Genomic DNA, 26,506 nt, shown 5'->3' with positions numbered 1-26,506 from the left:
TTTTTTAGTATTCACCAGCTTAACTCTATTAATCACATCTACTAACTATAGCTATACTTTCATTAATTACAACCACTTAGAAGTAGTTTTATGGATTTTATCTTTATCAAAAGGTTTAGGTATATAATCATCCATTCCCACTTGTTTGGATTGCTCTTTAGTTGATTGAAGTGCACTTGCTGTTAAAGCGACAATGGGAGTTGTTATGCCTAGCTTTCTTATTTCTTTAGTTGCAGTAAAACCATCCATTGTAGTTATTTTATTCAAGTATAGATTAATAATGTTAGAGGCTAATATTTCTTACAATAACAGCTGTAAACCCTTTTTTTTAATCAAAATAGCGCCTATATTTTATTTATCCTTTTAAAAATCTATTTCGGCTACTGCAATTGTTTTATTTCATTAAAATTAAAGTATTTTTAGCCATTACTTTTTTATTTATTTCAGCCCTATTACTTTCATGTACTTTAGTATTTGGTGCTTAGTCTCTATCTAAGATAACCGCACCAGTTCCTTCTTGGGCTAATTCATCTTCAGGATTATAGATTGGGCAATTCTCCATAGATAAACACCCACAGCCGATACATCCTGTCACTGAGTCTCTCAGTTTTTGCATATAAGCAATTCTCGCATCTAACTGCTTTTGCCAATTAACAGATAAATTAGCCCAATCTCCTTTGCATGGCGTACGTTCATTAGGCAAATCGGCAAAATTTTGTTTTATATCATCTAATTTAATACCAATTTTTTGAGCTGCTTTAATGACAGCAATACGCCTTAAAACATCTCTTTTATAACGCCTTTGGTTTCCTTGATTACGCCAACTTCTAATAAGCCCCTTTTCTTCATAAAAATGTAATGTAGACACTTTTACACCGCATCGTTTAGCCACAAAACCTACGCTAAGGTTTGCTTCTTCTAATTTCATAATGATCTCTAAAGCTAATTATTATTTTAATAGTTTAGTAAAACAATTTCTTGACCTCAAGTTTACTTGAGATTTTATAGTTTCAGCATCAAATCAACTATAGGAAATAGAAAATGAAAATAGTTAACGCTAAAATGATATTCATACAAACTAATGAAGGTTTTTTTAATAAGCTTTTTCACTTAATCAATGAAACCATGGATCGGAAATAGTTAACATAATAAAAGCCACTGTAATATAACGAGTGGCTTTTAACCTAATTAACTTTAAAATAATTAAGCAGAGTCTTCAGCAATATTTGCTTGTTCTGGATCAGCATTAAGCTGACTTTCATCACCTTTAGGCAAACGTAATCTAAATTCTCTCCGTAATAAATAAAAGCTTACAGCAGCTTGGATACATACAGTAATAACTGACAAGTGCCATAAGTTTTCAATCGTAAAATCTCTTTGTTGTGATAACCATAAAGCAGGGATTGCAAAGCTAATTAATCGCGTTCCTGTGCTTATTAATGCAGGCCAAGTATTACCTAAAGATTGAAACATGCCTGAACAGGTAAAAGTGACTCCTGATGGCATAAAGTTCCAGCAAATCATTTTTAAAAACATTGCACTGATCAATATCACTTCAGGTTCCTCAACAAAACCCTGTACTAAAAGCTCTGCTTGAAATAAACATAAAATTGTCAGTAGCGACATTAATGAACAAGTTAAAATAGCCGACCACTTAAAGGTTTCTCTGACACGATCATATTTTTTAGCTCCAAAATTTTGTCCAGCGACAGCTGGGGCTGCAAATGCTAACGCCATGGCAGGTAAAAATAATGACTGCATAATACGAGAGCCTAAACCAAAACCCGCTTGCGCATCAGCGCCAAAACGTTGAATTAGCCAATAAATCATGCCCATATAAATAAACATTAAAAAGAACTCTCCACCAGCAGGTAAACCGATAGATGAAATTTTCTTTAAACTTGCTGTATTAGGTCGCCATAAAGCAAAGTCGACACTGATATATTTTTCTGATTTTTTAAAATACAAACATAAAATAATCACTGCACACACGACAGAAATTGAACTGGCAAAACCCGCTCCGGCTATGCCCATTGGATGTCCAGTGCCCCAACCTTCAATTAATATTGGCGACAAAATAATATTGATTATGATAGAAATCATTTGCACTAACATGGTTGGTTTAACGACCCCAGTACCACGTAATGCGGCGCTGATAGATACCATTACAAACTGCAAAGCCATACACGGTATAAACCAATGTAAATAGCTTAAACCTGCGGCCACTGTTTGTGGGTCTTGTGACACCATATTTAAATATGAACTGGCTCCAAAGTAGCCAGCAATACACACTATAAGACCGACTATGCTTGAAGCCATCATAGATTGATTGAATATTAAATTAGCATCTACTTTATCTTTTCGCCCTACCGCATGAGAAATTGCCGCGGCCGTGCCCACATTCAAAATTTGCGTTAAAGCAAAAACCAAAAACATGGCATTACCCGCAAGACTTAACCCTGCGAGTGCCGCACCGCCTAACTTGCCTACAAAATATAAATCAACTAAAAAATATAGCGTTTGCACAAACATGCCTACCATCATAGGTATGGCCATAGTGATCAAATGTTTAGGTATGGAACCTTGGGTAAGATCTTTCATTATTATAGAACTCGAGTTTTAATTTTGGAGGAGTTTGAAGTGGTATATTTAACATACAATGCAAACTAAAGCGGTACTTTATAGGCAACTAAGTTGAACTACAATGATTTGAGATTATTTAATTGTTACAAAATAAAAAGGCCGCTTTATTAGCGACCTTTTTAAAAACGTGATAAGCAATTAGCTAGCTGACTGTTCTGCTTTTCTATCTGCTTTTTCTTGGCGGCGTTCGTTGATTAATCCTTTAACTTCACCACCGATATGCGATTCACCACGTTGCTCAGCTAAAGCAATTTGACGTTCACGTTCAGCAAAACGCTCACGTTGTTTATCAGTTACTTTTTCATGACATCTATGACAACTCACACCTTTAACATAATGCTCACTTTCTTTTTCAGCTTCAGTTAAAGGGAAACGACATGCAAAACATTGGTCATATTGACCTTGCTCTAAATCATGGTTAACCGCTACACGGCCATCAAATACAAAACACTCGCCTTGCCATAATGTTTCATCACTTGGCACTTCTTCAAGATATTTTAAGATACCACCTTCTAAGTGATAAACTTCTTCAAAACCTTGATCTTTTAAGTATGCAGTTGATTTTTCACAACGTATGCCACCAGTACAATACATAGCTACTTTTTTATGTTTATTTTTATCTAAGTTGTTTTTCACATACTCAGGAAATTCACGGAAAGTTTCTGTATTTGGATTTACTGCGTGCTTAAATGTACCAATTTCTATTTCATAATCGTTACGTGTATCTATTGTGATCACTTCAGGATCAGAAATCAGTGCATTCCAATCTTTCGGTTTTACATATGTGCCGACAACTTGGTTAGGGTCAACACCTTCAACACCCATAGTCACGATTTCTTTTTTCAATTTAACTTTTGTACGATGAAATGGGTTTTCATCATTAAATGCCACTTTGTAAGAAATTTTACTTAAACTTGGATCTTCAGCCAAAAACTTTAAAACTTGTTCAATACCCGAATGAGATCCAGCGATTGTGCCGTTAATGCCTTCATTAGCTAGTAATAAAGTGCCTTTAACATCTAGGCTTTCCATTTTTGCTAATAGTGGCGCGCGTAAAGCTTCAAAATTTTCTAAACGAACAAATTTATATAATGCACAAACAGTTATTTGTGATGCTGACATTGTGTGTTCTCCATTGAACGAACTGGAACGTAAAACCAGTGCTGTAGATGATCTCAACTCCAATAAATACATGAGCAATCTAAATAATCCAAATTTATATTGGTTCACTAACTTAATAGAATTGATATAGCCTCATAAGGGTGATTAATATACTTAACTTGATCTAGGTCAAATTAAGTTGGGCGCATATTTTATCAGAGAATATACATATTGAATACCATCACTCAATTAATATCAGCAAATGTCGGTGATTTAGCCAGGGTGGGATCACCCATTTATGATAAAAAGTACGGTATAATACCAATAAGATATTTAAACACCCAAATTAATCCAGTCTCTCATACACATTAATTTTACTCGTTCTAAATCACTAACGAAGCTATTCCAAGCATCGCAACATGAATTAACAATATCCTCATAACCATCAAAGCATTTATTGGCTAGTTCATTTTGGCGTAACCATTGCCAAATCTGCTCTACAGGGTTGAGTTCAGGAGAATATGCAGGCAACCTAACCAATGTAATATTATCAAAACAAAGTGCTGTATCCTTAGTCTGCCAGCAGGACGAAACTAAAAAAGCGAGCATAAAGGCCGAAAAGAAAATAGCAGGGTTAGACGATGAATATCGTTCAACCCTGTTGGAGTCTGGGATTAAAATGCGCTAGACGTACCTATTAAAGGATCAGAAACCCCAAATTTTCGCTACGCTCTTTTAAAATATGCTAGCACTAGCGTGTGCAATGATTTGGCTATCAATGTGAAATCAACAGCCCCTAGTTAAGATTAATAGTTACAATAAAGTTAGCTTAGAAAATAAAATCTATACCAATCGTTAAGGTTTGCGAATCACCATGATAGCGCCACCCAGAGCCAGCAGGAGCTTCATCTACAAAATTATCATATTGAATTTTAAGTGATGCACTGGGGTGAAAGTCATAACGAATACCATAACTGAGCATCTTATGCTCTTCAAGATCTTCCCTAGGTACATTGATTTCCTCATGGTCTGCTTTCGAATATGAGAAATATGGATGAAAATCATCAATGTGGTATACTAAAGATAATAAGTATGTTGGAAATTTAGTGCCAGCTTCATCATTTCGTGTTACTAAGTTCCAATCAAATAAAATTGTGAAATCTGATAAATCAATTGTGCCACCAAATCCCATAAATTTTTGTACCACGGCAGGAATAATAACTGTATCGGCTTCGGTATAATACCTATTTCGGGCTAAATCATGTTGAAAATAGACGAACCTTAAATCAAAATAATCACCTGATAAATTCCAGTTCATACCTGCGATGTCTGTCCATAATTCATCGACATGTGTCGCATTACCTCCATACAATTTATCATAATAATTCATTTCTTTGTTGTCATAAGAATACTCGTTACCGTAAAATACGGTTAAGGTATTTGAATAGTCGGCAATGGTAAAATCATACATAGCATGAAAGCCATTAAATTGAGTGATTTGCCACCAATACAGGTTTGATGGGGGTCTCACCCAAGGGTATGCATAACCGACCTCAGAAAATTCAGAAAAGTAATACATAGGGAGGTTTCTACGTCCAGCCATTAAAGTCCAGTCGTCTGTCGCTTGATATGTTAAGTAATACCAATCAAACTGGGGATTGAAATCATCCACGCCTTTGGCGACTAATTGACCTGTCGCTTTTAGCTTCTCTCCCAAATCAGCCGTAAATTGTAATGCAAATACAGTTTCAGGTTTAAAACTAAAATCATTGTTATATTGACCGACATCATAAAAATCTGCTGTTAAAATTTGTTCTCTAGTTTTTTCTGGTGGATTAGAAGCACTCGGAGGCTTACCCCAGTCATAAAGAACGTTATCTAGCGTCACATCCCCTAAGGTGCGACCAGCAACAATAGAACCATAGCCTGAAATATTGACATCAGCGGCGACATAACTAGAAAATAAAATACATGGAGCAAGTAAAGCTGATATAGGTTTATTTAAGTATTCCATATTGTCCTCACTTAAAATTTAGCGATTACTTTTACATCACTCGTAACCGAGCCTGAATCTATATACCCTATTGCCCCTTGATTAGCAGCAATTGTTGAAATGATTTCAGCATCTGATGAAAGTTCTTTGGGCATACTGCCTTTACCTGTAAAAACAAGTTTTGACCAGTATGCATTCACTTGGCTGCTTGAGCGTCCAATAACAGCTTTATTAAATTCATCTCGTGATTTCATACCTTTTGCTGCGTTCATAGGTAGTGTTATTTGACCATTAGTGAACTTTTTCATTTTTCCCATAAAAATTCTTTCTATGGTATTTTTATCAAATACGGAAGTATTGTCAGGATTCACAATTACCGCTATTTTTGCCGAAACAGATAAACTTGAAATGAGTCCAAAGAATAAGATGATTACGTTTATAGATAACTGCTTTTTTGACTGTACTGTATACATTACCAATGCCTCATTGTGGGGGTTGAAAATAAACGCTTTAAACCAGTATAAAAACATAAAACATAAAACATAAAACATACTTAAATATAGAAGTAATTTCATTATATACAAGTATTAACATGACAAAATCAATAGAATAATCACGGCAAGATCATTATAAATTGAACCTTTTACTTTAGTCACGATCAGATCTCAATATAATACATTGAGGTAATTAACATGAGCGCGACTTTCTTGACACACTTTGATTCGATTTCAGATCCACGCATAGAGCGTTGTAAAAAGCATAACCTGATGGACATCTTATAGCTAAATCAAAATAATATGCCATAATACTTTGCTGACTTATAGTATCGATTTTCGCCAACACGTATTGGCTTACAAAGAAAGTTATAACCGCACATTTGAAAACACCAGTGAGCAAATCGCTATCAGCTTAAGAACATTATTTCGCTGGCATAACAACATCACCCCATGCTCTACACGCCAAAAACCGGCAACTAAGCTTGATATGGACAAACTTGCAAAAGATGTAGAGAACTATCCTGATGATTATCAGTGGGAGCGTGCCAAACGGCTAAATTTGGGCAACCTGCCATTCATTACGGTCTAAAACGACTCAAGATTACCTATGAAAAAAGCATTGAGCCACCCCAAAGCGAATGATGAAGCTCGCGTATGTTTTAGGGAAAAAATATCCGCTTATGAAAAAGCAGGTAATCAAATCGTTTATTTGGATGAAAGTGGCTTTGCTCAGTGTATGCAACGCCTTTATGGGTATGCAAAAGTGGGTTCCCGCTGCTATGGCAACCATGACTGGCATGCTAGAGGTCGAGTAAATGTTATCGGGGCAATTATCGGTGCTACATTGTCACGCTGAGTGTTTTTTCTTGCTATATCAACTCAGAAGTATTCTACGCATGGCTAACCCAAGATTTACTCCCTAAAATATCTAATAATGCAGTGATTGTCATTGACAATGCTTCGTTTCATAAAAGAGAGGATATGTTGGATGCTATTGATGAGCATGGATGCACATTGGAATTTTTACAGCAATACAGTCCTGACTTGAATCCAATAGAAAAGAAGTGGGCACAAGTTAAAGCTATAAGAAGAGCTAAACGCTGTAGTCTTGATGACTTATTAACGACGTAAATGGACCATGTCAATTTATATTGATCCGGCTATACTTGTTTAGATGAACTTGCCAAGAGCCTGAAAGTATTGAGTACCTTCTACCTTGGAACATTATGTAGGCTAGATGCATTTCACCAGACGCTTACTTTACATCCCAAGAAATGCAGCATGAATTCAAAGCTAAAACAGGCTGGTTGAATCGATGCCATTCGGACGGAAATATTGTTTGGTTAAATAATTGGCTAAGAGCATGATTGCCCTGACGAGCTCACCGAAAAAGGGACTTGAAGATTGGACTTTATAAACTTAGTGTTGTTTCATTTGTTAAAATCACTCGCCTGATTGAAAATTAGGCTTAAGTACATGTGTATGATATTCGGCTAACTATTGAAAGTAATTATTATGCTATATCGAGCTCTTAAAAAACATCTTTATATTTTTCTCTTATCCTATAGAAGTCGTCAAGATTACTCATAAATATATCGATTAACAAAGGATCAAAATGTAATCCTTTTTGCTTGTTGAAAAAATCGAGTAACTTCTCATCTTCCCATGCTTTTTTATATACTCGTTCACTTCCTAAAGCATCAAAAACGTCAGCAACAGCTGTTATTCGACCATAAATGTGGATTTCCTCACCTTTAAGCCCTCTAGGATAACCAGTACCATCGAATTTTTCATGGTGTTCGCGTGCAACTATTGATGCAGCTTTCAATAATTCACGTTCTGAATTTTTTAACATACCATAACCCAATTCAGCATGTGTTTTCATAATTTCAAACTCTTCTTTAGTCAATTTTCCAGGTTTATTTAATATTGAGTCAGGTATACCTATTTTCCCTATATCATGCATAGGTGATGCTAGTTTTATTTTTTCCGATTCTTTTTCGCTTAAGCCATAATTTAATGCGAGTATTTCAGAGTAAGCTGCAACCCTTTTTACATGGTTTCCAGTTTCTTTACTTCTACTTTCACCAACTGCACCCATAGTAAATATTATTTCTATTTGCGTATTAACTATTTCATCTTGTAAGGACTGTATTTCATTTAACTGCTTTTCTAAGGTGTCATATTCAGCTTTTTGTCTTTTATCACTCCTAGCCATTATTTTATCTTGTCTTTGTATATCTTTGATTAATTTATCACTCACAGATAAAAAATTAGTTTTCAGTATATCGATTTCATTTATAAGTTTGTTTTCTTTATTACTCATTATTCACCTTCTCTCATAACGAGTTTGATATTTAGGTTTTCGAAATCTTCAGCAAAGTCTTCTCCAGCTTCTTCCGCACTTTCGTTTTCTTCATCATACATCCAATTTATGTTTATTTTAAAATTGTTATTATTTGCTTCTAAAATGTCAAAAAGGTCGAAAAATAGTTTTGAACTACTTGAATTAAAGTATGAAATATCAAATACAATGTTCAATTCTCTTGAAACTGATTTTGAAAAGAATTCTTCCAACCAATTAATTACTTGAGAGTAAAATTCGAATGTGTTTTCGGGATAAGATTTACCTATAAATGATACTTTTCCACAAGCATCCATATTTATATCTGGAGTGTACTTACTTGCTTCTATGATCAAATTGTTCATATTTTAAACCTCTTTTTTAGCGTAAGATATGTTAGCTTCAAAATAAAATATATAAATATCTTCATCAAGTTTGATAAATTTATGGCTAAAAGAGCTACAGCGTTTTGCTATTTCATAAAAACCTATTCCAGCGCCTTTACTATGCTTACCTCTTCCAGATCTGCGCAGTTCTCTATACTTCTTTTTTATTTCGTCTTTATTTAGGGATTTGATTTCAGTTAAGACTTTATCTATTATATTTTTATCATTTTTCGATACAATATTCTGGCTATCAATATAGAATACAGTGTCGCTTTTTTTTCCGACAACAATGATCCCTTCCGTTTTAGAGTTTTCATCTTCTATTGATTTAGAATAGTTCATCATATTTTGAGCGAGCTCTATAAATATAGTGAATATATTACTTGCTAAGCCACTGTTAAGGTCATGACAATCCGCTTCATATTCCAACGTTTCAGTAATTCCTGAGATCAGGGTTTGAGTTAAGAAACCTCCATATGTCAGAAATATAATACCATTTTTATCTACTAAATTTTGTATTTCTGTTAAGGTATTTCTCTGCATATTATTCCCCTGCTTATAAGAGTGTCTTTAAAAATATTAAATAGTACCAACCAAAAAAGTTTAAATTTGTTTTTTTATTTCAAGCTTCATTTAAATTTTCAGCCTGCCATTATCAATCGATAGTCCAAATAAGACTTAATTCAATAAAAAATCAAATGATAACTTTTAATATATAAATATTGTTATAGTTTATAAACTTGCATACCGCCAGTTTTAAAACTTTTCAAATGCATTTATTAAAAAATATCGGATATGAAACACACAGCAAGATCATTATAAATTGAACTTTTAACTTTAGTGACGATCAGATCTCAATATAATACATTGAGGTAATTAACATGAGCGCGACTTTCTTAACCCACTTTGATTCGGTTGTTGATCCACGTATAGAACGTTGTAAAAATACAGGCTGCAATGTCATTGCAGTTGACGGTAAAACTGAACGACGTTCTTTTTCTACCAAAGATAGAAAAAGTGCCCTTCATACGGTTAGCGCTTGGAGCTGCTAACATCAGCTAGTTTTAGGGCAAGTGGCTGTCGACAATAAAACGAATGAAATCACTGCGATCCCAGAGCTGCTAACGATGTTAGATATTGAAAATACTATTATTACACTTGACGCCATGGGCTGCCAAAGTGAAATAGCGAAACAAATTATCAAACAAATAGCGGATTATATTCTAGCGCTTAAAGGTAACAATTCGGGTATGCAGGCTGCTCTTGAGGCATGGTGGCATAAAATGGTGAGAGAAGGTTTATCGGATGAGGTATTTTCCCAGCACAGTGATGTCAGCTCAGAGCATGGGCGATTAGAAACAAGAGCTTGCCAGCAATTATACCCATCACCATTCAAAGTGCAGGTTTTAAAATTTGAAAATTGTCATTGATCCAACTACCAAGTGTATCGGCAATATCAGGTAATGTTGTTGTAAAAAAGTCACTAATTCTCCGTCGAAACTCTTTAGTCGAAGAAAAATATTTACCATTTCTAGCATGTTCATTCATGACTTTCCAAAGTCGTTCAATCAGATTTAAATTGGGGCTGTAAGGTGGCAAGTAGATTAATTCGATATTTAAGTTTTTAGCTTCATTTTTAACGGCATCTGAGCGATGATAACCTGCGCTATCTAGCACTAACTTTATCTTGCCTGTTTTGGCATAGGTATTACGCACAATGTTCTTTTAGTAGCTTGTGTTGGATGGAATGCATCCATCAATAGCAAGACTTCATCAGCCGCTAGCGTTGATTTCATTTCTTCATACTCGCTAATAAAGAGTGCTTGGTTTGTAGTGGTACAGTAGTTTTGGCCACCTAATAAGAAATGTTATGATTATTTCATAACCAATTTAGGTGACATATGACAAAGAAAAACCGTGTAACATATTCTGCAGCGATCAAACTTGAAACAGCTCAGTTAGTAATTGACCAAGGCTACACTCAAGAAGAAGCAGCAAAAGCTATGAATGTGGGTAAATCAACTGTGAGTAAATGGGTTGCCCAGTTAAAGGTTGAGCGAAGCGGAAAATCACCTTCAGCATCACCTATGACGCCTGAAAAAATTGAAATTCGAGAACTGAAAAAGCGTATACAGCGAATTGAATTAGAAAAGGATATATTAAAAAAGGCTACAGCTCTATTGATGTCGGACTCTCTGAACAATTCTCGATAATCGAGAAACTCAATAAGAGCAATAGTCACCCAGTTAAAACATTATGTGATGTATTTGGCGTACATCGCAGTAGTTATAAATATTGGGTTAACAGAGATAAATCAGTATCAACTGATGATTTAAGGTTATCTATTGAAATCAAAGCAATACATAAAGAAAGTAATGGCTCTGCGGGTGCCAGAACTATCTCTGATATTGCATCTTATCGTGGTTTTAATTTAAGTCGGTATCGAGCGGCTAAATTTATGAAAAAATTAGGACTGGTTAGCTCTCAACCGCCAAATCATAAGTACAAAAAAGCAAAGAAAGAGCATATTTCAATACCCAATTTATTAAACAGACAGTTTGATGTAATTGAACCCAATCAGTATTGGTGTGGTGATGTGACCTATGTTTGGATTGGTCACAGGTGGGCATATTTAGCCGTTGTAATTGATTTATTTGCAAGGAAGCCAATTGGTTGGGCTATCTCCTTGTCTCCAGATAGTGAATTAACAATAGCCGCTTTAGATATGGCTTATGAAAGCAGAGGAAAACCTAAAGGTATCATGTTTCACTCAGATCAAGGCTGTCATTACACAAGCTTAAAGTATCGTCAGAGGCTATGGAAATATCAAATAAAGCAAAGTATGAGTCGACGAGGAAATTGTTGGGATAATGCGCCAATGGAAAGGTTTTTTAGGAGCTTTAAAACTGAATGGATGCCGAAAAAGGGTTACATCGATTTTAAAGAAGCCAAAGGTGCAATTACTGATTACGTAATAGGTTATTACAGCGAGATCAGGCCTCATCACTATAATGCAGGCTTAAGTCCAAATGAATCAGAGCGAAGGTTCTGGTTAAATTCTAAAACTGTGGCCAAATTTAGTTGACCACTACAGTTTGTTCATTCGTTAAATATCCTTTTGAGCCGCCACTATTAATTGTGAGCTTTTCATTTTTCACATAATCATCAATATAACGAACAACACAGGTTTCATGTATACACAATGCTTGTGTGATCATGGGCGTTGACCAATCTTCATCACGTAACAGAATAGCTTTGATCCGATGACTCTCTCGCTTGCCACATGATTTCTTGTGGCGAGATTCTAGTTTGTTTTTGTGCCAATGTGAGGTTAATATTTTTCATGGGGCTATCATGATCCCATTAAGAAAAAAATCAAGCACTTTCAATGATCACAGGTATAGTGATTGATAAACAATATCAATGGGAAGGTCTAAAAATTATCATCAGATGTTATTGAAAAGAGCACAGGTAAAGAAACCAGCAAAACACGCTGGTAAATAAGTTCATTAGGCTTAAACGCCAAAAATAAAATGGCAGGGCTAGACGATGAATATCGCTCAACCCTGTTAGAGTCTGGGGTTTAAATGCGCTAGCCGTGGGCTAAAATACACCTAAAAAAGTCCAGAATTTTGATTCGGTTATAAAAAATCAAGGATGAATGATTAAAAAACCTAACATTCTTTTGAATCTTGCTTTTCAGGCATAAAAATAAAGACTAAAAAAGAAAAGTTATGTTCAAATTCATAATGCTCCATCCGTTCTATTAATGATTGTGTTAACGTTGTAGATTGAGTAACTAGTACATTACCATTAGCAAGTTTGACATCTTCAGCGATTATCATTCCTGGTTTTAGCATATCTAATGAATAACAAAACTCAGTATCACTACCTGAAGGAATATTATTAAATAAATTATCAAATTGTGTTAATATATCAGGATCATATATCGTATTTTTATAAGACATTAATTTAGTCAACGCTTGTTGGGGCTGAATACACTCTTCCTCCATACAGCCTGAAATATAATAATCATAATCTCGTACCACAGCTAAAATCCTTGAAAATAATGGTATGTCCTTTCCTTTTTTCACTCCAGGATAACCATTTCCATCAAAATGTTCATATTGAAAACGTAATGCATCCGAAATGATATTTAAAGAAGGTACTACATGAAGTATGTCAGCACCAATTGTGGACTGAGAATAAAGCTCGTTGAGCTCTTTTTTACTTAATTGTGATATAGGCTTATTAAGTAATGATTCTGGTAATGAAATTTCACCTAATGCATAAAGCTGTGCAGCTAGATATAAATAAGTGATATCTGTTTTAAGCAAGCCTAAGTTATGACCTAATAAGCGACATTGTCTTGCTATTCTCATATCCTGATTGTGATGTTCTTTTCTATGTGTAGCTGATATAAGGGATATCATTCCGATAAAGTGCTGGAGCTGTGATCTTTGATGCTTCAATGAATTTTTTAACTTAGAAATTTTATCATTTATTGAAATTGTTTGATCTAAAACTTGATTATTAAGCTCCTCGTTAACTCGTTTTAATTCTATATTGGTGGCACTTAACTCATCGTTCAGTAATTCATTTTCAATCTGGAGACCAATTGTTTTTATTGAATCTTTAACAATTTCCTTTAAATTATCGATATCCCATGGTTTTATTATATATTTATGAAATATAGATTTATTGATTCCATTAATTATCTCCGTTATGTCAGAATCTGCTGTAAGCAATATTCTTCTTGCATTTGGTTGGTAATTCTTAACTTGTTCAAGTATCTCATAACCTGAAATATTAACCATATCCATAGCGCAAATGATTATTTGTATGGTTGTTAATTTAGTAAACTCAATAGCTTTTTCAGGATCATAAAATGCAATAATTTCGCACTCTTGATTAAATATTTTTTCAAGGGACTGTAGCACTTCAACATCATGATCAACCAAAATCATTCGAGGCTTTAAAAATTTATCCATATACATACTAAACCTACTATATTTATTAATAATGAATTCTGATTATTTAAATCAGTTATATATTTTATCACTATCGAACACAAGGATAACCTATTGTAGGCCTCGTTCAAAAGTAGATACTCGCAAAACTAAGGTATATTGTGAAGTTTTTTAAGACTATTTAGGGGCAGTTGATCTTTCCCATTGGCAGCAAAATCATTGCACATGCTAGTGCTAGTATACTTTGAAACTTTAACTTCAATTTATCACATCTTTTAGCTTTAGCACAGAGTGTTTCAGTCTTGCAATGCACTTTCACGGCAAGATCATTATAAATTGAACTTTTTACTTTAATCACGATCAGATCTCAATATAATACATTGGGGTAATTAACATGAGCGCGACTTTCTTGACATACTTTGATTCAATTTCAGATCCACGCATAGAGCGTTGTAAAAAGCATAACCTGATGGACATCTTATTACTCGCGATAAGTGCTGTTATGTCTGGCTCTGAAGAATGGGAGGATATTGAAGACTTTAGTCACCTAAAAGTTCATTGGATAAAAGAATCGGCCGCAAGCGACCGAGTTTAAAAGAGTCCTAACTGATTTCCGTGAGCTTCTTTTTTATCCAATTCAACCAATTGGTTTTGCACATATTTTCGAATTGTATCTTCCGTTGCATTTCCAATTGTTTCAACGAAATAACTCTGAGTCCAAAGTTTACCTCCCCAGGAATAACGTTTTTTGATATCTGGCTATAATTTGAAAAACTCTCTGGCTGAAATACTTTTTATCACCTGCATTATCTGACTTGGTGACATCTTTGGCTCACTTCTTACCATCATATGAATATGGTCTTCAGGTATTTCCAATTCGACTATATCTATATCGTAGTCATAGCCATTTTTTTAGTTATAATTTTCATCGCTTCACGGTAAGGCTCAGAAAAAACTTTACGTCGATACTTAGGTATCCACACAAAGTGATACATTAGTCTGAAAACATGATGAGAACTTCTTTAAAGTTCCATGTAGTGGATACTTCAGACTGAGACAAGCTCAGTCTACACTATTGAGCACGGGTGCAAGCCCCCGGGATTTTGGCTACGCTCTATTAAAAAGAGATGGCTCTTTCAAAGCCGGAATTCCAAGTCATGACAATATCGCTCGTGTCATTTGTCGGTTAAAAGCTGATGAAATAGAAAGTGCATTTCAATCTTGGGTATCATCACTTATTGAAACCACAGGTGCTGACATCATCGCCATTGATGATATAGCTAAATCAAAATAATATGAAATAACACTTTGATTTAGATATATTTGCTCGCAAAATAATATCGATAAGTTCATGTTTTTTACAACGCTCAATCCGAGGTTCTGTAATTGAATTAAAGTGTTTCAGAAAAGTAGTACTCATATTATGTTACCAAAGAGGGATTATGCCTTGATCTGATCGCTACTTGTTCTATAAGTTCAATTGAACAACCTTGCCGTGCCAGGCAAGGTTGTTCAATTGATGTAATCGATAAAAAAATGCTTGATATCTGCACTCTTAAAAATATGGAAAAAACGATTTTTTGTCAAAACACGCTCGAAAAGCGAATCCGACAGAGGAGATAAGGATAAAGGACGATTAAAATTGCCATAAATCCGATTACCTCTAGCTTAGCCTACAAAATTCAAACACACTATCTAAACGCTTAGTATTTAAGGTAAGAGCTAAAAAGTGGTTACAGCCTTTACTTTATCATTGACTATATCAGATCTTATATAGCCTATAACATTAGGGTTTTGTGCAACAATATCCAAAACAGCTTTGTTGTCTTCAGCGTTTTTAGGAGGTGTACCTTTTCCTGTAAAAACTAGCTTTGACCAATAAGCTTTTAATTGACTTGAAGATTTCTTTAAAGCCTTAGAATTGAACTCTTCAGTGATGTTTTTTGATTCATCTTGGTTTAGAGGTATTGCAATAGTGCCGTCAGGAAACTTCTTAGTTTTTCCTAAAAACAACCGAGTAATTGCAGATTTATTTAAATCATTGTTATTTGAAGGGTGAACAATAACTGTAATACTTGCTAATGTTGATTGACTACAACACATAAGTGATATCAGTAATAATTTAATTCTCATAGTAGTTCCTTAAAATACTAAATCGATTGCTACAGAAATATTTCCAGAAGTTTCTGGATCTGAGATACTACCTAAACTATCATTATCAATTATATCAAAGTAGCTATTATATTCTAATTTTAAAGCTGCACTTGGATGAAAATCGTACCTTACACCTACAGTATATGCTTTATATTCAAAGATCTGAGAATCTAATATACCCTGCAGAAACATATTTAAAGGAGGTTGAGCAGGATGTATCTGGGCAGGTATTCGGTTATTTGAAATAGACGCTTTCTCTCTTTTTGTTTCAGTTGTTTGATATGTAATGTATGGCATAATATTGTCAAACCTGTAAGCTAAACTAGCGTACCATTGAACACTATCAAGAGTTATATTATCTTCAATCGCAACATTTGACCATTCTGAATTAAAAAGCCAATTTTCATAGTCAATCGTAAAACCGATTCCTAGAAAATCTGCGTAATCATTATCTAATTTAATACTAGTACCATCGCCAGGAGAAACCAAGTCGACAATCTGCGAAATACTTTCAAAATCAGACCTAGGTATATCAACTTTTGTTCCTAAATAAGCAAAATACATACTGAACCATTCTTTGCTCAGTTGTACATTAATTCCCATACTATCAGTTAACGTACCATCGGTTGGTAATGTGGTTTCGAAAAAAGTACCTTCCACATTGCCGTACATTAGATTGGATGATATGTCCCAATCACTTAGTGAAAAATTGCTAATTAAGCTCAACCCCTCGTAGGTACTAAAAGTTAGGCTATACATGGCTCTAGGTGGCCTGATCCAAGGGTACGCATACCCGACATCTAAATAATCAGAGTATTTATAAAAAGGAATTCTTAGTTTCCCAGCTCTGATAGTGTAATTTTCGTTAATATCATAACTTAAATAAGCCCATTCAAACTCTGCATCAAAATCATTTGCCCCCCTGGCCATTATTTGTGCAACCGCAGTTAAATCATCAGATAAATCGGTACTAATTTGTAATGCAAATTTACTTTCTGGTTTAAAACTCATCTCATCGGTATAAGGAGTATTAACAAAGTTTTTATCATCAGTATCTAGACCAGCTACAATTGAAGCAAAACCATTTATTCTAGTTTCTGATGAAACATGTGTTGTCAAAAAAAGACATACGAAGTAGATACAGTGTTTTAATTTCATGTAATTTACCTTTAAATTCTAAAGTATTATGAGCCTAGTTCAATAATTCAGAATTATCAAAAATAAAATAACCGGTCGCAAGCGGCCGATTATTTTATCTGGTATCAGGTCTGCTTTTGAAAAATCGAAAGTTCAACACATGGCAACTATTAAGCCAGATGAATTACCTGAATTCATGAGTGCTCTTAATAATGCAAATTTAAAACAATACTTCTCGAGTCTAAATTAATGCCCTCGCAAGGAAGCTCTATGTGCTTAACAACACTCGCTTATAACGTTTGGTTAATATATGACACACCAGTTTCATAAAGCTTATCAAGGCAGCGCCCCAGAGCATCGTCGTTAATATACTCCACCTTGCTCCCTTTACTTATAGGGGCTCAATATGGCGTTATTTAGGTATTTCCGATATATATGCAAGGTACGCCCAACAAAACCAAACCCATTTAAAATCATGGCTTCAACAAGCTGACCGTAATAAATAAACTTGTCATCACTGTGCTCAGGGAGTGTGTTATCAATTAACTTGGCAATACTAAGCTTTTTGTTCATGCCAGAAATCAAACCTAAATAACCAAGACCTTTTGTTGAATACGACGCCATTATTTTTTTCATCACCCAAAGATAAGTAGTAGATCAAATGTGGAGATCTGCATTAAGCTTTTTGAATTAAATTTTTTAGGTTCGAAAAGACAGCTACAAAGAAGATGATTGTAGAATACGTAAAGATGATGAAGAAGATGTGGGGGTCATTCGCAGATTTTGCCTCAATATGGCACGACTACATCCAAAAAGAGCCAGCATGAGGCGTAAACTTAATCTAAATCAACTTTTTGCCCTGGCGTAAGTCTTACTTCTTTCATGGGGCATATCATGATCCTCATTTTTGTATAAATCAAGCATCTTCATTGATCACAGGTATAAGTTTAGAGCAGAGCTTATTTTTGGTTATAGCCGGATCAATATAAATTGGCATGATCCATTTGCGTCGTAAATAAGGCATCAAGACTACAGCGTTTAGCTCTTCTATAACTTTAACTTGTGTCCACTTCTTTTCTATTGGATTCAAGTCAGGACTGTATGGCGGTAAAAATTCCAATGTGCCTCCATGCTCATCAATAGCATCAAAAATATCCTCTCTTTTATGAAACGAAGCATTGTCCATGACAATCACTGCATCATTAGATATTTTAGGGAGTAAATCTTGGGTTAGCCATGCTTGGAATACGTCTGAGTTGATGTCGCAAGAAAAAACACTCAGCGTGACAATGTAGCACCGATAATTGCCCCGATAAGATTTACTCGATCTCTAGCATGCCAGTCATGGTTGCCATAGCAGCGGGAACACAATTTTGCATACCCATAAAGGCGTTGTATACACTGAGCAAAGCCACTTTCATCCAAATAAACGATTTCTTTACCTGCTTTTTCATAAGCGGATATTTTTTCCCTAAAACATACGCGAGCTTCATCATTCGTTTTGGGGTGGCTCAACGCTTTTTTTATAGGTAATCTTGAGTCGTTTTAGACCGTAATGAATGGCAGGTTGCCCAACATTTAACCGTTTGGCTCGCTCCTACTGATAATCATCAGGATAGTTTTCTACATCTTTTGCAAGTTTGTCCATATCAAGCTTAGTTGCTGTTTTTTGGCGGGTAGAGCATGGGGTGATGTCGTTATGACAGCGAAATAATGTTCTTAAGCTGATAGCGAAGTGCTCACTGGTGTTTCCAAATGTAAGGTTATAACTTTATTTGTAAGCCAATACGTGTCGGCGAAAATCGATACTATAAGTCAGCAAAGTATTATGTCATATTATTTTGATTTAGCTATAGAAGTATACGGTTGCCCTGCCATTAAGGTAATAAATGGTCAAGAAACCATAGACATCACAAAAAAGTTTAATTAGTTTATTCATCTGCCCACAGTTATGCTTTCAGATTTTTTGTTCAAAAGAACTGAACGCTAAGCTAGGTGAGCAATTAGTCTAATTCTTATCCTGAATTTAGGTTGAGTAAGCCTGAAAACTTACATATGAACTGTTATTAGATGATCGCTGTATATGGTTTTTATAGGGAAATAAAAAACAAATTTTAGCTCCATACAGGCTGAAAAAAATAAAATTAACATTTTAATTTATATTTAGTTATGAAAAAACAATATCTTGAAGGTTTTTTTTTACAAATTTATAGTTCAATAGTTTGATAAATACTTTATTTAACAACTATACTTTTTTTAATTGTTTTTAAATGAGGTAAAAACCAACTATGCGTCTTTTAATTGCTTATAAAATTTTATTTATTGGGTTAGTTGGAGTAATAGGAATTTTAATAAACATACTATTTAATTACCAAGTCAGTGAATCTAACAGAATTAGTTTGTCAAATATTTCTAATCTACATATACCAATTGTAGACAATATAAATCACTCAATATTAAAACTTAAACAAATTAAAGGTTCATTGACCATCGCAGTATCAACTGGAGAAGTTGAATTAATAGGAGATATAGAAGAATTACAAAATCCATTAGAGCAAGGATTATTTAGAATTGCTGAAATTGATGCATCATATAAAGAATATATCGATAAATCGGTAATTGATTTACGTCGTTATATATTATTGGCGACAGAAGTGTCAATTAAAATCATTAATGAAGAAGAGTTTACGTCAGTTGAAGAGCAAATGATTCTTGAAATGAATGATTTATACAATGAATTATTGGGTTCTCTTGAGGAATCAAGGCATGTTTTAAGTAATCGTTTTTCTGATGTCGTTGAAGAAGCAAGCGTCGCAACTAAGCGCTCTATTTATATAAATTTATTTATAGCTGTTATCTCGGCAGTAATTATTTTCATCACTGCCCTCGCTATTTCTAAATCTATTTCTACTACCATTCAAAGAGTGATTAGTAGTATGAAAAAATTAACTGAAGAAAACTCAGGCTTTGAATCTAGAATAGAGAATAAAACGAGTGATGAAATTGGCGATTTAGTTAAGTGTTTTAATTCATTTGTTGTAAGTATGAGCAAGATTTTTATAAAAATAGAACAGGAAAAGTGGCTTAAAACAGGGATTGCAGAACTCAATGCAAATATTAGTGATGAACGCGATACAACACAATTTGGAGATCGCGTTTTGCAATTTATGGCTAATTATATTTCAGCAAACATAGGCTGTTTTTATATAAAAAAACATAGTGAAGAACAGGACTTTTATCAATTAGTGTCATCTTATGGATGTAACGGTGAAAAAGAATTATTACCTAAATTTAGTGATGGAGAAGGTGTTATCGGGCAAGCTACTTTTGATAAGGAAGTTAAGATTATAGATGACGTACCTGGCTATAATATAAATGTGAAAACAGCAACCATAAAAAGTGACAACCTGACTGTTGTAATAATCCCATTACTTTTTCAGAACAGTGTCATAGCAGTGATTGAATTTGCTTTTCTGTCACGACTTTCAAAAGATCAAAAGCTTTTTATTAAAGCTTCTTTAGAGCCGATAAGTCAACGTTTATATGCGTTAACATCGAGAATTAATACAGAAAAATTGTTAGTGAAAACACAGAAACAAACGGATGAACTTGAGTCAACCCATAAAAAAATGACTGATAGTATTAATTATGCATCATTAATTCAGCACTCAATAATCCCTGAAGAAAAAGAGTTTAAATCAGTTTTTACCGATTATTTTACCTTGTGGACGCCTAGGGATGTGATTGGTGGTGATATATATCTTTTTAGTGATATTCCCAATCGGCATGAATATCTTTTAATGGTTATTGATTGTACTGGTCATGGTGTACCAGGGGCATTCGTGACTATGCTCGTCAAAGCTATTGAGAGACAAATTATCGGTAAAATCAGTCAAGACCCTAATATAAAAATTAGTCCAGGTTGGATATTGGGTTATTTTAATAAAACATTAAAAAAACTTTTACACCAAGAAGATAGTAAAAGCGTTAGTAATGCAGGTTTTGATGGCGGTGTACTCCTCTATAATAAAGATGATAATTCAATCAAGTATGCGGGTGCAGAGTTACCATTGATGTATATCCAAAACGGTCAAATGAATCAAATTAAAGGCGATCGACAATCTGTTGGTTATAGAACCAGTGATACTTCATTTATATATAAAGAACATGATATTAAAATAGATCAAGATACATTTGTTTATCTCACAACTGATGGTTATATAGATCAAAATGGCGGTGCAAAAATGTTTCCTTTTGGTAAGAAAAAACTTCAAAAAGCATTGCTAGACATATATCAACTCCCATTTAATGAGCAAAAAAATATATTGATAGAAAAAAATATAGAATATAAAAAATCAGAGGAAACAACCGATGACTTGACAGTAATAGGGTTAAAGTTTTGTCCTTCTTAATAAACACAATATTTTAATCTTAATAGATTTTAAGGGACTTTCTGTGTGAAACTGTAAAAAATACTAATCAAGTTATTTAATAGGTTATCTTTGAACTATAAAGCGTCTGAAAACTAATTTTTATCGATGAGGTATTATTTAAAAAATATCGTGACATTTTCGCATAATGAATATTAGCGTAATTCGCGTTAAATGTGTATCTCAAAAGTTGTACTATACTTATTTGAGTACAGGTCATGTGTGGCACGACTATGAAGAAAAACCTGCTTAACTATATCATCAAATAAACCCCAAAGCTGACAAATAATCGGAAGCATTTGATCGGCACTAAAATCAATGCAGAACTAAACAGTGATGAAACCGGCAGTTTGATTGATGTAAAAATGAAAATGAGATCAGTTGTCCTCACACTGGTTCGCTAACCATAGGAAAGTGGACTTTTTTCGAATATCCAGCGCTAAAAATGCAAAGAAGACGTTTATAGTAAAACTTTCAACGCACTGAGAGGAACCCCTGTAGCAAGATTAAGATATAGAGAGAGGTGGCAAGTCAATCTTGATTGCATTTGAGATGCCTTACCTATTTGGCGTGTTGCTTAAGAGTTGTGTGTCGCAGTATCACCGCCTTCAGGTGGCTTCATCGTTTTATCAAAGCGCCCACCCAATTTAAAGTTTCTGAGGTCGCTGGAGTGTTCGAAGCAGATGAGATGTTCTTTCCTACTAGGGGCTGTTGAACTTTGTTTGAATTTTGTGCGTAAGTGACAATCTCGTATAATTCACTTCGCCAAAACCAAACTAAACGAGATTGTCATGCCCCGATTAATTATCGCTGTTTTCTTCTTTGGTCAAGAAAAGGAATATTAATCAGACTGTTCAAAAGGTTATCACAAGATAATGATACAGAGTGTGAATTTATTGATGGTAGTATGTTAAAGCACACCAGCACAGTACAGGTGCTGCATCTAAACAAGAGCAAGCGATAGCATTAAGTCGTGGTGGTAAAACCAGTAAAATTCATTTAGCTGTTGATAGTTATGATTTAGCGATTGAATTTATTATTACAGGTGGTGATGTTCATGATAGTAAAGTAGCAAATGAGTTGATTGAATTATTGCCTCAGGGTGATTTTGTTATCGGTGATAAAGGTTATAATAGTGAAGATATTAGAAATAAAGTACGAGAGAAATTCAAGCCCTGTCATCCCGAGAAAGTAAAACTCAAAAACGGGTAATGGTGATATAGATTGGTGCTTATATAAATATAGGCACTTAGTTGAAAATGCATTTGCAAGACTGAGGCAAGCTCAGTCTAGAGTATTCAGTACAGGTGCAAGCCCCCCGAGATCTTCGCTGCGCTCTGTTAAATAAAACCCAAACAAGTGATTTAGTCGTTTATGACAGAGGTTATTCTGCCGTTTGGTTTTATATACCATATACTAAAGAATGTTGATTTCTGCATGCGTATCGTTAAAAGCTCTAATATTGTTAAAGCCTTCTTAGAAAGTGGGAAATATAGTTATATAGTAGATTTCCCCGGTACTGAGAAGTCTCTTCGTCGATGTAGAAAAGATAAAATATCGACAGAAACATTACGCTTAAGGTTAGTGCGAGTTGACCTGCCATCAGGTGAGCCAGAGGTTTTGTTTCATCATTAACAGATCTGAAAGCTTATCCAACTTCTGTTTTTGCTAATTTATATCACCAACGATGGGGAGTTGAAGAAGATTATAAAGTATTAAAAAGTCGAATTAATATTGAGAATTATTCTAGTGTTTCCGTTGAAGGTGTTTTACAAGACTTACATGCTAAGCTGCTGACTAAAAACCTTGCTGCTTGTGCCATCCATTATGCAAAACGAAAAATAAAGAAGCCTAAAAACAACAGGAGCTATGATTATAAAATTAACTTCACCTTTGCAATAATCAGCTAAAAAATAATGTTGTTAGGTTCACAATGAAGCTAGCTGAGTTTGAGTTATACGAATTACTGATAAGTAAAATATCAAAGAATTTAAGTATTATTCGGCCCGATTATTATCTATATTAATGCGCCCATCTTCTAAGTAAGTGACAAGTTTGTGTGCTTGATTAAGCCAATAAGTAAGTGCTTCACCTAGTTTTGATTTCGGTGGGATTTTGTCTTTATTATTAATTACCCAGACATGAAGTTTATCGATAATCGCTTTTGATTTTTCTTGTCGTACTTGATATTTTTCATCAACATTTTTGTCTTTTAGCGAAGCTTCAATACCGTAGAGTTTTCCGATAAGGTTTAAAGCAACATCTGCTTTTCCTGTTTTATTATTACCTTGCACCGTTTTTTCGTCGACAAATTTGCTACGTGCATGTGCCATACAACCTGCTATTTTTGCTTCTGTTTTGCCATAAGCACTCTAACCGTCAACTTGTAAGTAACCTTGATAGCCACCAAGGTAATTAACCACACAAGATGCCGCACGACTATTATGATATTCAAATAAAACGATATTTGGTATCATGTTAATCGTCGGTTTATCAGTACCGCAGCAATAAACCCACATATAGCTGGTTGTTTTTTCTTCTTTGATTACTTTTAAGGGCGTTCCATCTGCATCGATGACAGCTTGGCTAAGTAAGGTCTTTTTTAATCTTTCATACAACGGAGCAAATAATTCTTCGCAACGCATGATCCAATCTGACATGGTTTTACGATTCAGCTCAATACCGTAATCATTGAACATTTTTGCTTGTCGATATAATGGCAAGCCATATTGATATTTGGCGCTAATAATTTGGCTCAGTAAACTATTAGCATCAATTTTCATGCTCGCAGTTTAGCAAGTATTTTAAGTCTAATCTGTTTTCGAATTTAAATAATATTAAGGGCATGTACACGATCGTTGACTGCTATTTTGATCTAACTAGATCTGTGATTGATAATGTAATGGTTCATGACCAAGTACATCATATCCTGATAATAACCATTGAAGCTGCTCTGAACTCAATGTAAATTCTTGAGTCGATATTTTGCTAGGCCATTTGAACTTTTGTTTCTCAAGTCGCTTGTACCACAGTGCAAAGCCAGTTTTATCCCAATACAGGATTTTGAGTTTATCTTTGGCTTTATTGCAAAATACAAATAACGCACCAGTATAAGCATCACGAGTAAGTTCATATTCCACAATACCAACGAGTCCATTGATGGATTTTCTAAAATCGACAAAATCACGATGTAAAAACACCTTCGGCACATCAACAAACATTTTCATTGGGCAAACTCTCGCAATAGTTGAGCAAGATATGAAGCTGGGATTGAATTTGGGAAGGTAAGCGTTGCATTTCCAACACAGAGATTAATATTCTCAGGTTGGCGTGTTTCAAACTCAACTTGTGCGTCACTTTAGCGCGAATAAATCCAGATTGCGTTACATTTAGTTTTTTACGGTGAGCATAAAAGCTAGTAAGTGAGAGTTTATGCTGGCGACAATAATCAATAATGGTTAAACCACTAGATTGTTGATCTTTAATAATAGATTGCCATTGTTCTTGGCTGCGCATAATTCTCATAAGTTACTCCAAAAATTGTTTGGTAATAACTTAACGAGACTGATAAATATTTGTTAGACGCAGGTCGCCGGACGTTTACTTTGTTAGAAAAGATAGGAGATTCGTAGCAAACAAGTTCTCTATGAGCTATAAACGTATGTGTTAAATCCTTAAGTTAATGACATTGTTTAACAGATAGCAGTTGTTTGTGTTGTAGCAATGACATACATGTTTGTGTTACTGAAGAAAGTGAACCACTCGATGTAGGTATTTTTCGATTAGATATTAGTAATACTGTGTTTATAATTTTTAGTTTTTTGTGATAAAAGACTTTCGAAGTAATTAATATCGCTATTTACTAATTGTAATATTTCTTCTCCGCCACTAGCATTAATACCTTTATATATCAAAGGAGATAGAATAAAATCTGTGTTCTCTATTTGAGTTAGTGAATGCTGAAACTGCTCCCAAAACAGAGTTGTCATAGAAGTAGCAAGTATACTTGCGATCCCCATTTTTCGCCATGAAGGTGATACATACAAATAGGTTAAATGGCAACAAATTCCAATATTATTATCTTTACATAACTCATCGTTATCATACCAATAATCCATTATGGAAAAATTAAAACTAATGTATGCGATTGGAACATCAGCCATATCTTCTGCAAATAAAGTTAACAAATAATGTTTCATTTGTTTATTAGAATTATAACCCACTTTTATTTTAAATGAACTTGCTATTTTTTCTTTTACTTGGATAACACTTTCATTATAAATTAATGTTTTCATAATTTCTTCAGAGCTAATGTGTGTGGGTTCTTCAAAAACAATTAAGTTTGGAATTTTATGAGAAATAAACGAATTTGGATGCTGGCTCTTTATTGTTTGAAGATCTGTTTTTGTAATACTCTGAATAAATCCATTACTTTTTGACTTAATAATGGTTTCATCTAATAAAAATAAAGATTTTAGCATATTTTTTTTATTTTTCATTGTCACGATACTCCCCTACATAGAACATAGTTTGAGTCAGGTGTAACTCATATTTAATTTATAGTAGATATTATTAAGTCCTGCTAATTATTAACAATTAATAATGCAAAAAATTTAAAACACATTTTATGCTTGGAAAAATGCATAATCAAAATTGATAGTAATAAGCCCCTGACAACTCAAAAAAAACAACTCATTCCTTTGCTTATTGAAGATATCACTCAGGGCAAACGGGTTAAAACTATACATAATTAAAGCCTACTGTGAGTATTTTCATCATATAATCCACGTCCCAACCTGCTTTTAGGCGTTTTGTTTTAACGCCTACTTTTACACTTTTCTCATTTTTAAT

At 34.2% G+C, this 26,506-nt stretch carries 29 protein-coding genes and 7 pseudogenes; 11 read left to right on the top strand and 25 right to left on the bottom strand.

The window, feature by feature from the left end:
- Positions 1–66 precede the first annotated feature (66 nt).
- From PSA_RS06400 to PSA_RS06370, 7 genes and pseudogenes are all read right to left on the bottom strand, one after another.
- Positions 67–249, bottom strand: coding sequence for a response regulator (locus PSA_RS06400; protein ID WP_042153373.1), 183 nt, complete (start codon positions 247–249; stop codon positions 67–69).
- 232 nt (positions 250–481) lie between these two features.
- On the bottom strand, positions 482–928 hold the full coding sequence (soxR, locus tag PSA_RS06395; RefSeq protein WP_042153377.1) for a redox-sensitive transcriptional activator SoxR: 447 nt from the start codon (positions 926–928) through the stop codon (positions 482–484).
- Positions 929–1,203: 275 nt separating this feature from the next.
- Positions 1,204–2,601, bottom strand: coding sequence for an MATE family efflux transporter (locus PSA_RS06390; protein WP_042153380.1), 1,398 nt, complete (start codon positions 2,599–2,601; stop codon positions 1,204–1,206).
- Between the two features lie 180 nt (positions 2,602–2,781).
- Positions 2,782–3,765, bottom strand: a complete 984-nt coding sequence (locus PSA_RS06385; protein WP_042153382.1) for a rhodanese-related sulfurtransferase — start codon at positions 3,763–3,765, stop codon at positions 2,782–2,784.
- Positions 3,766–4,137: 372 nt separating this feature from the next.
- Positions 4,138–4,308, bottom strand: a pseudogene (locus PSA_RS06380) (transposase); the annotation flags it as partial.
- A 265-nt stretch (positions 4,309–4,573) separates the two neighbouring features.
- Positions 4,574–5,758, bottom strand: coding sequence for a hypothetical protein (locus PSA_RS06375; RefSeq protein WP_042153386.1), 1,185 nt, complete (start codon positions 5,756–5,758; stop codon positions 4,574–4,576).
- 11 nt (positions 5,759–5,769) lie between these two features.
- A complete protein-coding gene (locus PSA_RS06370) occupies positions 5,770–6,210 on the bottom strand; it encodes a phosphate ABC transporter substrate-binding protein (RefSeq protein ID WP_042153390.1) in 441 nt (146 codons plus the stop codon).
- A 337-nt stretch (positions 6,211–6,547) separates the two neighbouring features.
- On the opposite strand from PSA_RS06370, the gene PSA_RS06365 reads away from it, so the two are divergent.
- From PSA_RS06365 to PSA_RS27120, 3 genes are read left to right on the top strand one after another with little or no spacing between them, the layout of a single operon-like run.
- On the top strand, positions 6,548–6,823 hold the full coding sequence (locus PSA_RS06365; RefSeq protein WP_269432776.1) for an IS630 transposase-related protein: 276 nt from the start codon (positions 6,548–6,550) through the stop codon (positions 6,821–6,823).
- An 18-nt stretch (positions 6,824–6,841) separates the two neighbouring features.
- Positions 6,842–7,090 (top strand): transposase, encoded by a 249-nt coding sequence (locus PSA_RS25795; protein ID WP_197276814.1) that lies wholly within the window; start codon positions 6,842–6,844, stop codon positions 7,088–7,090.
- Positions 7,078–7,365 (top strand): transposase, encoded by a 288-nt coding sequence (locus tag PSA_RS27120; RefSeq protein WP_197276843.1) that lies wholly within the window; start codon positions 7,078–7,080, stop codon positions 7,363–7,365. Before PSA_RS25795 ends, PSA_RS27120 begins: the two co-directional genes overlap by 13 nt.
- Positions 7,366–7,765: 400 nt before the next feature.
- On the opposite strand, the gene PSA_RS06355 is transcribed toward PSA_RS27120, so the two are convergent.
- From PSA_RS06355 to PSA_RS06345, 3 genes are read right to left on the bottom strand one after another with little or no spacing between them, the layout of a single operon-like run.
- Complete coding sequence (locus PSA_RS06355; RefSeq protein WP_052380285.1) at positions 7,766–8,560, bottom strand: HD-GYP domain-containing protein; 795 nt, start codon at positions 8,558–8,560, stop codon at positions 7,766–7,768.
- Positions 8,560–8,943, bottom strand: coding sequence for a DUF1987 domain-containing protein (locus PSA_RS06350; protein ID WP_042153393.1), 384 nt, complete (start codon positions 8,941–8,943; stop codon positions 8,560–8,562). The genes PSA_RS06355 and PSA_RS06350 overlap by 1 nt, the downstream gene beginning before the upstream one ends.
- Positions 8,944–8,946: 3 nt before the next feature.
- Complete coding sequence (locus PSA_RS06345) at positions 8,947–9,507, bottom strand: SiaB family protein kinase (RefSeq protein ID WP_052380286.1); 561 nt, start codon at positions 9,505–9,507, stop codon at positions 8,947–8,949.
- Between the two features lie 338 nt (positions 9,508–9,845).
- Between PSA_RS06345 and PSA_RS24425 the strand changes: the two are divergent.
- Positions 9,846–10,343, top strand: a pseudogene (locus tag PSA_RS24425) (ISAs1 family transposase); the annotation flags it as partial.
- 13 nt (positions 10,344–10,356) lie between these two features.
- Here the strand turns inward: PSA_RS24425 and PSA_RS06335 are convergent.
- Positions 10,357–10,790, bottom strand: a pseudogene (locus PSA_RS06335) (transposase); the annotation flags it as partial.
- Positions 10,791–10,865: 75 nt separating this feature from the next.
- Between PSA_RS06335 and PSA_RS24420 the strand changes: the two are divergent.
- Positions 10,866–12,049, top strand: a protein-coding gene (locus PSA_RS24420; protein ID WP_371257788.1) for an IS3 family transposase whose coding sequence is annotated in 2 segments (ribosomal slippage) — positions 10,866–11,124 and positions 11,124–12,049 — 1,185 coding nt in all. Because the reading frame shifts where the segments join, the coding sequence is not laid out codon by codon here.
- Here PSA_RS24420 and PSA_RS26230 read toward each other — a convergent pair.
- The gene (locus PSA_RS26230; RefSeq protein ID WP_157575745.1) at positions 12,042–12,182 is read right to left on the bottom strand and encodes a hypothetical protein; all 141 of its coding nucleotides are present in this window, start codon (positions 12,180–12,182) and stop codon (positions 12,042–12,044) included. The genes PSA_RS24420 and PSA_RS26230 overlap by 8 nt on opposite strands.
- Before the next feature lie 456 nt (positions 12,183–12,638).
- Positions 12,639–13,955 carry an HD domain-containing phosphohydrolase gene (locus PSA_RS06320; RefSeq protein ID WP_042146602.1) on the bottom strand — a complete coding sequence of 439 codons (1,317 nt, stop codon included), beginning with the start codon at positions 13,953–13,955 and terminating at the stop codon, positions 12,639–12,641.
- A 373-nt stretch (positions 13,956–14,328) separates the two neighbouring features.
- On the opposite strand from PSA_RS06320, the gene PSA_RS06315 reads away from it, so the two are divergent.
- Positions 14,329–14,529, top strand: a complete 201-nt coding sequence (locus PSA_RS06315) for an ISAs1 family transposase (protein ID WP_042146599.1) — start codon at positions 14,329–14,331, stop codon at positions 14,527–14,529.
- On the opposite strand, the pseudogene tnpA reads toward PSA_RS06315, so the two are convergent.
- Positions 14,526–14,780: pseudogene (gene tnpA / locus PSA_RS27115) on the bottom strand (IS200/IS605 family transposase). The gene PSA_RS06315 and the pseudogene tnpA sit on opposite strands and share 4 nt — an antisense overlap.
- 41 nt (positions 14,781–14,821) lie before the next feature.
- Positions 14,822–14,929, bottom strand: coding sequence for a transposase (locus PSA_RS27110; RefSeq protein WP_371257787.1), 108 nt, complete (start codon positions 14,927–14,929; stop codon positions 14,822–14,824).
- A gap of 80 nt (positions 14,930–15,009) precedes the next feature.
- Between PSA_RS27110 and PSA_RS06310 the strand changes: the two genes are divergently transcribed.
- Entirely contained in the window at positions 15,010–15,228 is a 219-nt protein-coding gene (locus PSA_RS06310; protein ID WP_052380043.1) for an ISAs1 family transposase, read from the top strand.
- A 428-nt stretch (positions 15,229–15,656) separates the two neighbouring features.
- Here the strand turns inward: PSA_RS06310 and PSA_RS06305 are convergent, their stop codons facing one another.
- The 6 genes and pseudogenes from PSA_RS06305 to PSA_RS27090 form a co-directional block, all read right to left on the bottom strand.
- Positions 15,657–16,067, bottom strand: a complete 411-nt coding sequence (locus PSA_RS06305) for a phosphate ABC transporter substrate-binding protein (protein WP_052380042.1) — start codon at positions 16,065–16,067, stop codon at positions 15,657–15,659.
- Between the two features lie 9 nt (positions 16,068–16,076).
- The gene (locus PSA_RS06300) at positions 16,077–17,246 is read right to left on the bottom strand and encodes a hypothetical protein (RefSeq protein WP_042146589.1); all 1,170 of its coding nucleotides are present in this window, start codon (positions 17,244–17,246) and stop codon (positions 16,077–16,079) included.
- Between the two features lie 269 nt (positions 17,247–17,515).
- Positions 17,516–17,602, bottom strand: coding sequence for a hypothetical protein (locus tag PSA_RS27105; RefSeq protein WP_371257851.1), 87 nt, complete (start codon positions 17,600–17,602; stop codon positions 17,516–17,518).
- Between the two features lie 10 nt (positions 17,603–17,612).
- Entirely contained in the window at positions 17,613–17,849 is a 237-nt protein-coding gene (locus PSA_RS27100; RefSeq protein ID WP_042146587.1) for a DUF4277 domain-containing protein, read from the bottom strand.
- A gap of 292 nt (positions 17,850–18,141) precedes the next feature.
- Positions 18,142–18,486 carry a transposase gene (locus PSA_RS27095; protein ID WP_371257850.1) on the bottom strand — a complete coding sequence of 115 codons (345 nt, stop codon included), beginning with the start codon at positions 18,484–18,486 and terminating at the stop codon, positions 18,142–18,144.
- 231 nt (positions 18,487–18,717) lie between these two features.
- Positions 18,718–18,960, bottom strand: a pseudogene (locus tag PSA_RS27090) (IS630 transposase-related protein); the annotation flags it as partial.
- 54 nt (positions 18,961–19,014) lie between these two features.
- Between PSA_RS27090 and PSA_RS25765 the strand changes: the two are divergent.
- From PSA_RS25765 to PSA_RS26210, 4 genes and pseudogenes are all read left to right on the top strand, one after another.
- Positions 19,015–19,155, top strand: a complete 141-nt coding sequence (locus PSA_RS25765) for a hypothetical protein (protein ID WP_193216526.1) — start codon at positions 19,015–19,017, stop codon at positions 19,153–19,155.
- 358 nt (positions 19,156–19,513) lie between these two features.
- Positions 19,514–21,637, top strand: coding sequence for a SpoIIE family protein phosphatase (locus PSA_RS06280; protein ID WP_042146584.1), 2,124 nt, complete (start codon positions 19,514–19,516; stop codon positions 21,635–21,637).
- 823 nt (positions 21,638–22,460) lie between these two features.
- Positions 22,461–22,946, top strand: a pseudogene (locus tag PSA_RS26215) (IS5 family transposase); the annotation flags it as partial.
- A gap of 349 nt (positions 22,947–23,295) precedes the next feature.
- Positions 23,296–23,565, top strand: coding sequence for a transposase (locus PSA_RS26210; protein ID WP_231665338.1), 270 nt, complete (start codon positions 23,296–23,298; stop codon positions 23,563–23,565).
- A 90-nt stretch (positions 23,566–23,655) separates the two neighbouring features.
- On the opposite strand, the pseudogene PSA_RS24395 reads toward PSA_RS26210, so the two are convergent.
- The 4 genes and pseudogenes from PSA_RS24395 to PSA_RS06255 form a co-directional block, all read right to left on the bottom strand.
- Positions 23,656–24,432 (bottom strand): annotated as a pseudogene (locus tag PSA_RS24395) (IS66 family transposase); the annotation flags it as partial.
- 102 nt (positions 24,433–24,534) lie between these two features.
- Positions 24,535–24,882 (bottom strand): IS66 family insertion sequence element accessory protein TnpB, encoded by a 348-nt coding sequence (gene tnpB / locus PSA_RS06265; RefSeq protein ID WP_042146572.1) that lies wholly within the window; start codon positions 24,880–24,882, stop codon positions 24,535–24,537.
- Positions 24,866–25,180 carry a transposase gene (locus tag PSA_RS06260; protein ID WP_231665226.1) on the bottom strand — a complete coding sequence of 105 codons (315 nt, stop codon included), beginning with the start codon at positions 25,178–25,180 and terminating at the stop codon, positions 24,866–24,868. Before PSA_RS06260 ends, tnpB begins: the two co-directional genes overlap by 17 nt.
- A gap of 257 nt (positions 25,181–25,437) precedes the next feature.
- Entirely contained in the window at positions 25,438–26,154 is a 717-nt protein-coding gene (locus PSA_RS06255) for an N-acetyltransferase (RefSeq protein WP_042146571.1), read from the bottom strand.
- Positions 26,155–26,506: the final 352 nt, after the last annotated feature.

Source organism: Pseudoalteromonas sp. '520P1 No. 423' (genome assembly GCF_001269985.1).
Classification (GTDB): domain Bacteria; phylum Pseudomonadota; class Gammaproteobacteria; order Enterobacterales; family Alteromonadaceae; genus Pseudoalteromonas.
Note: the sequence above shows the minus strand (reverse complement) of the source record. Positions and strands in the feature narration are given on the sequence as shown.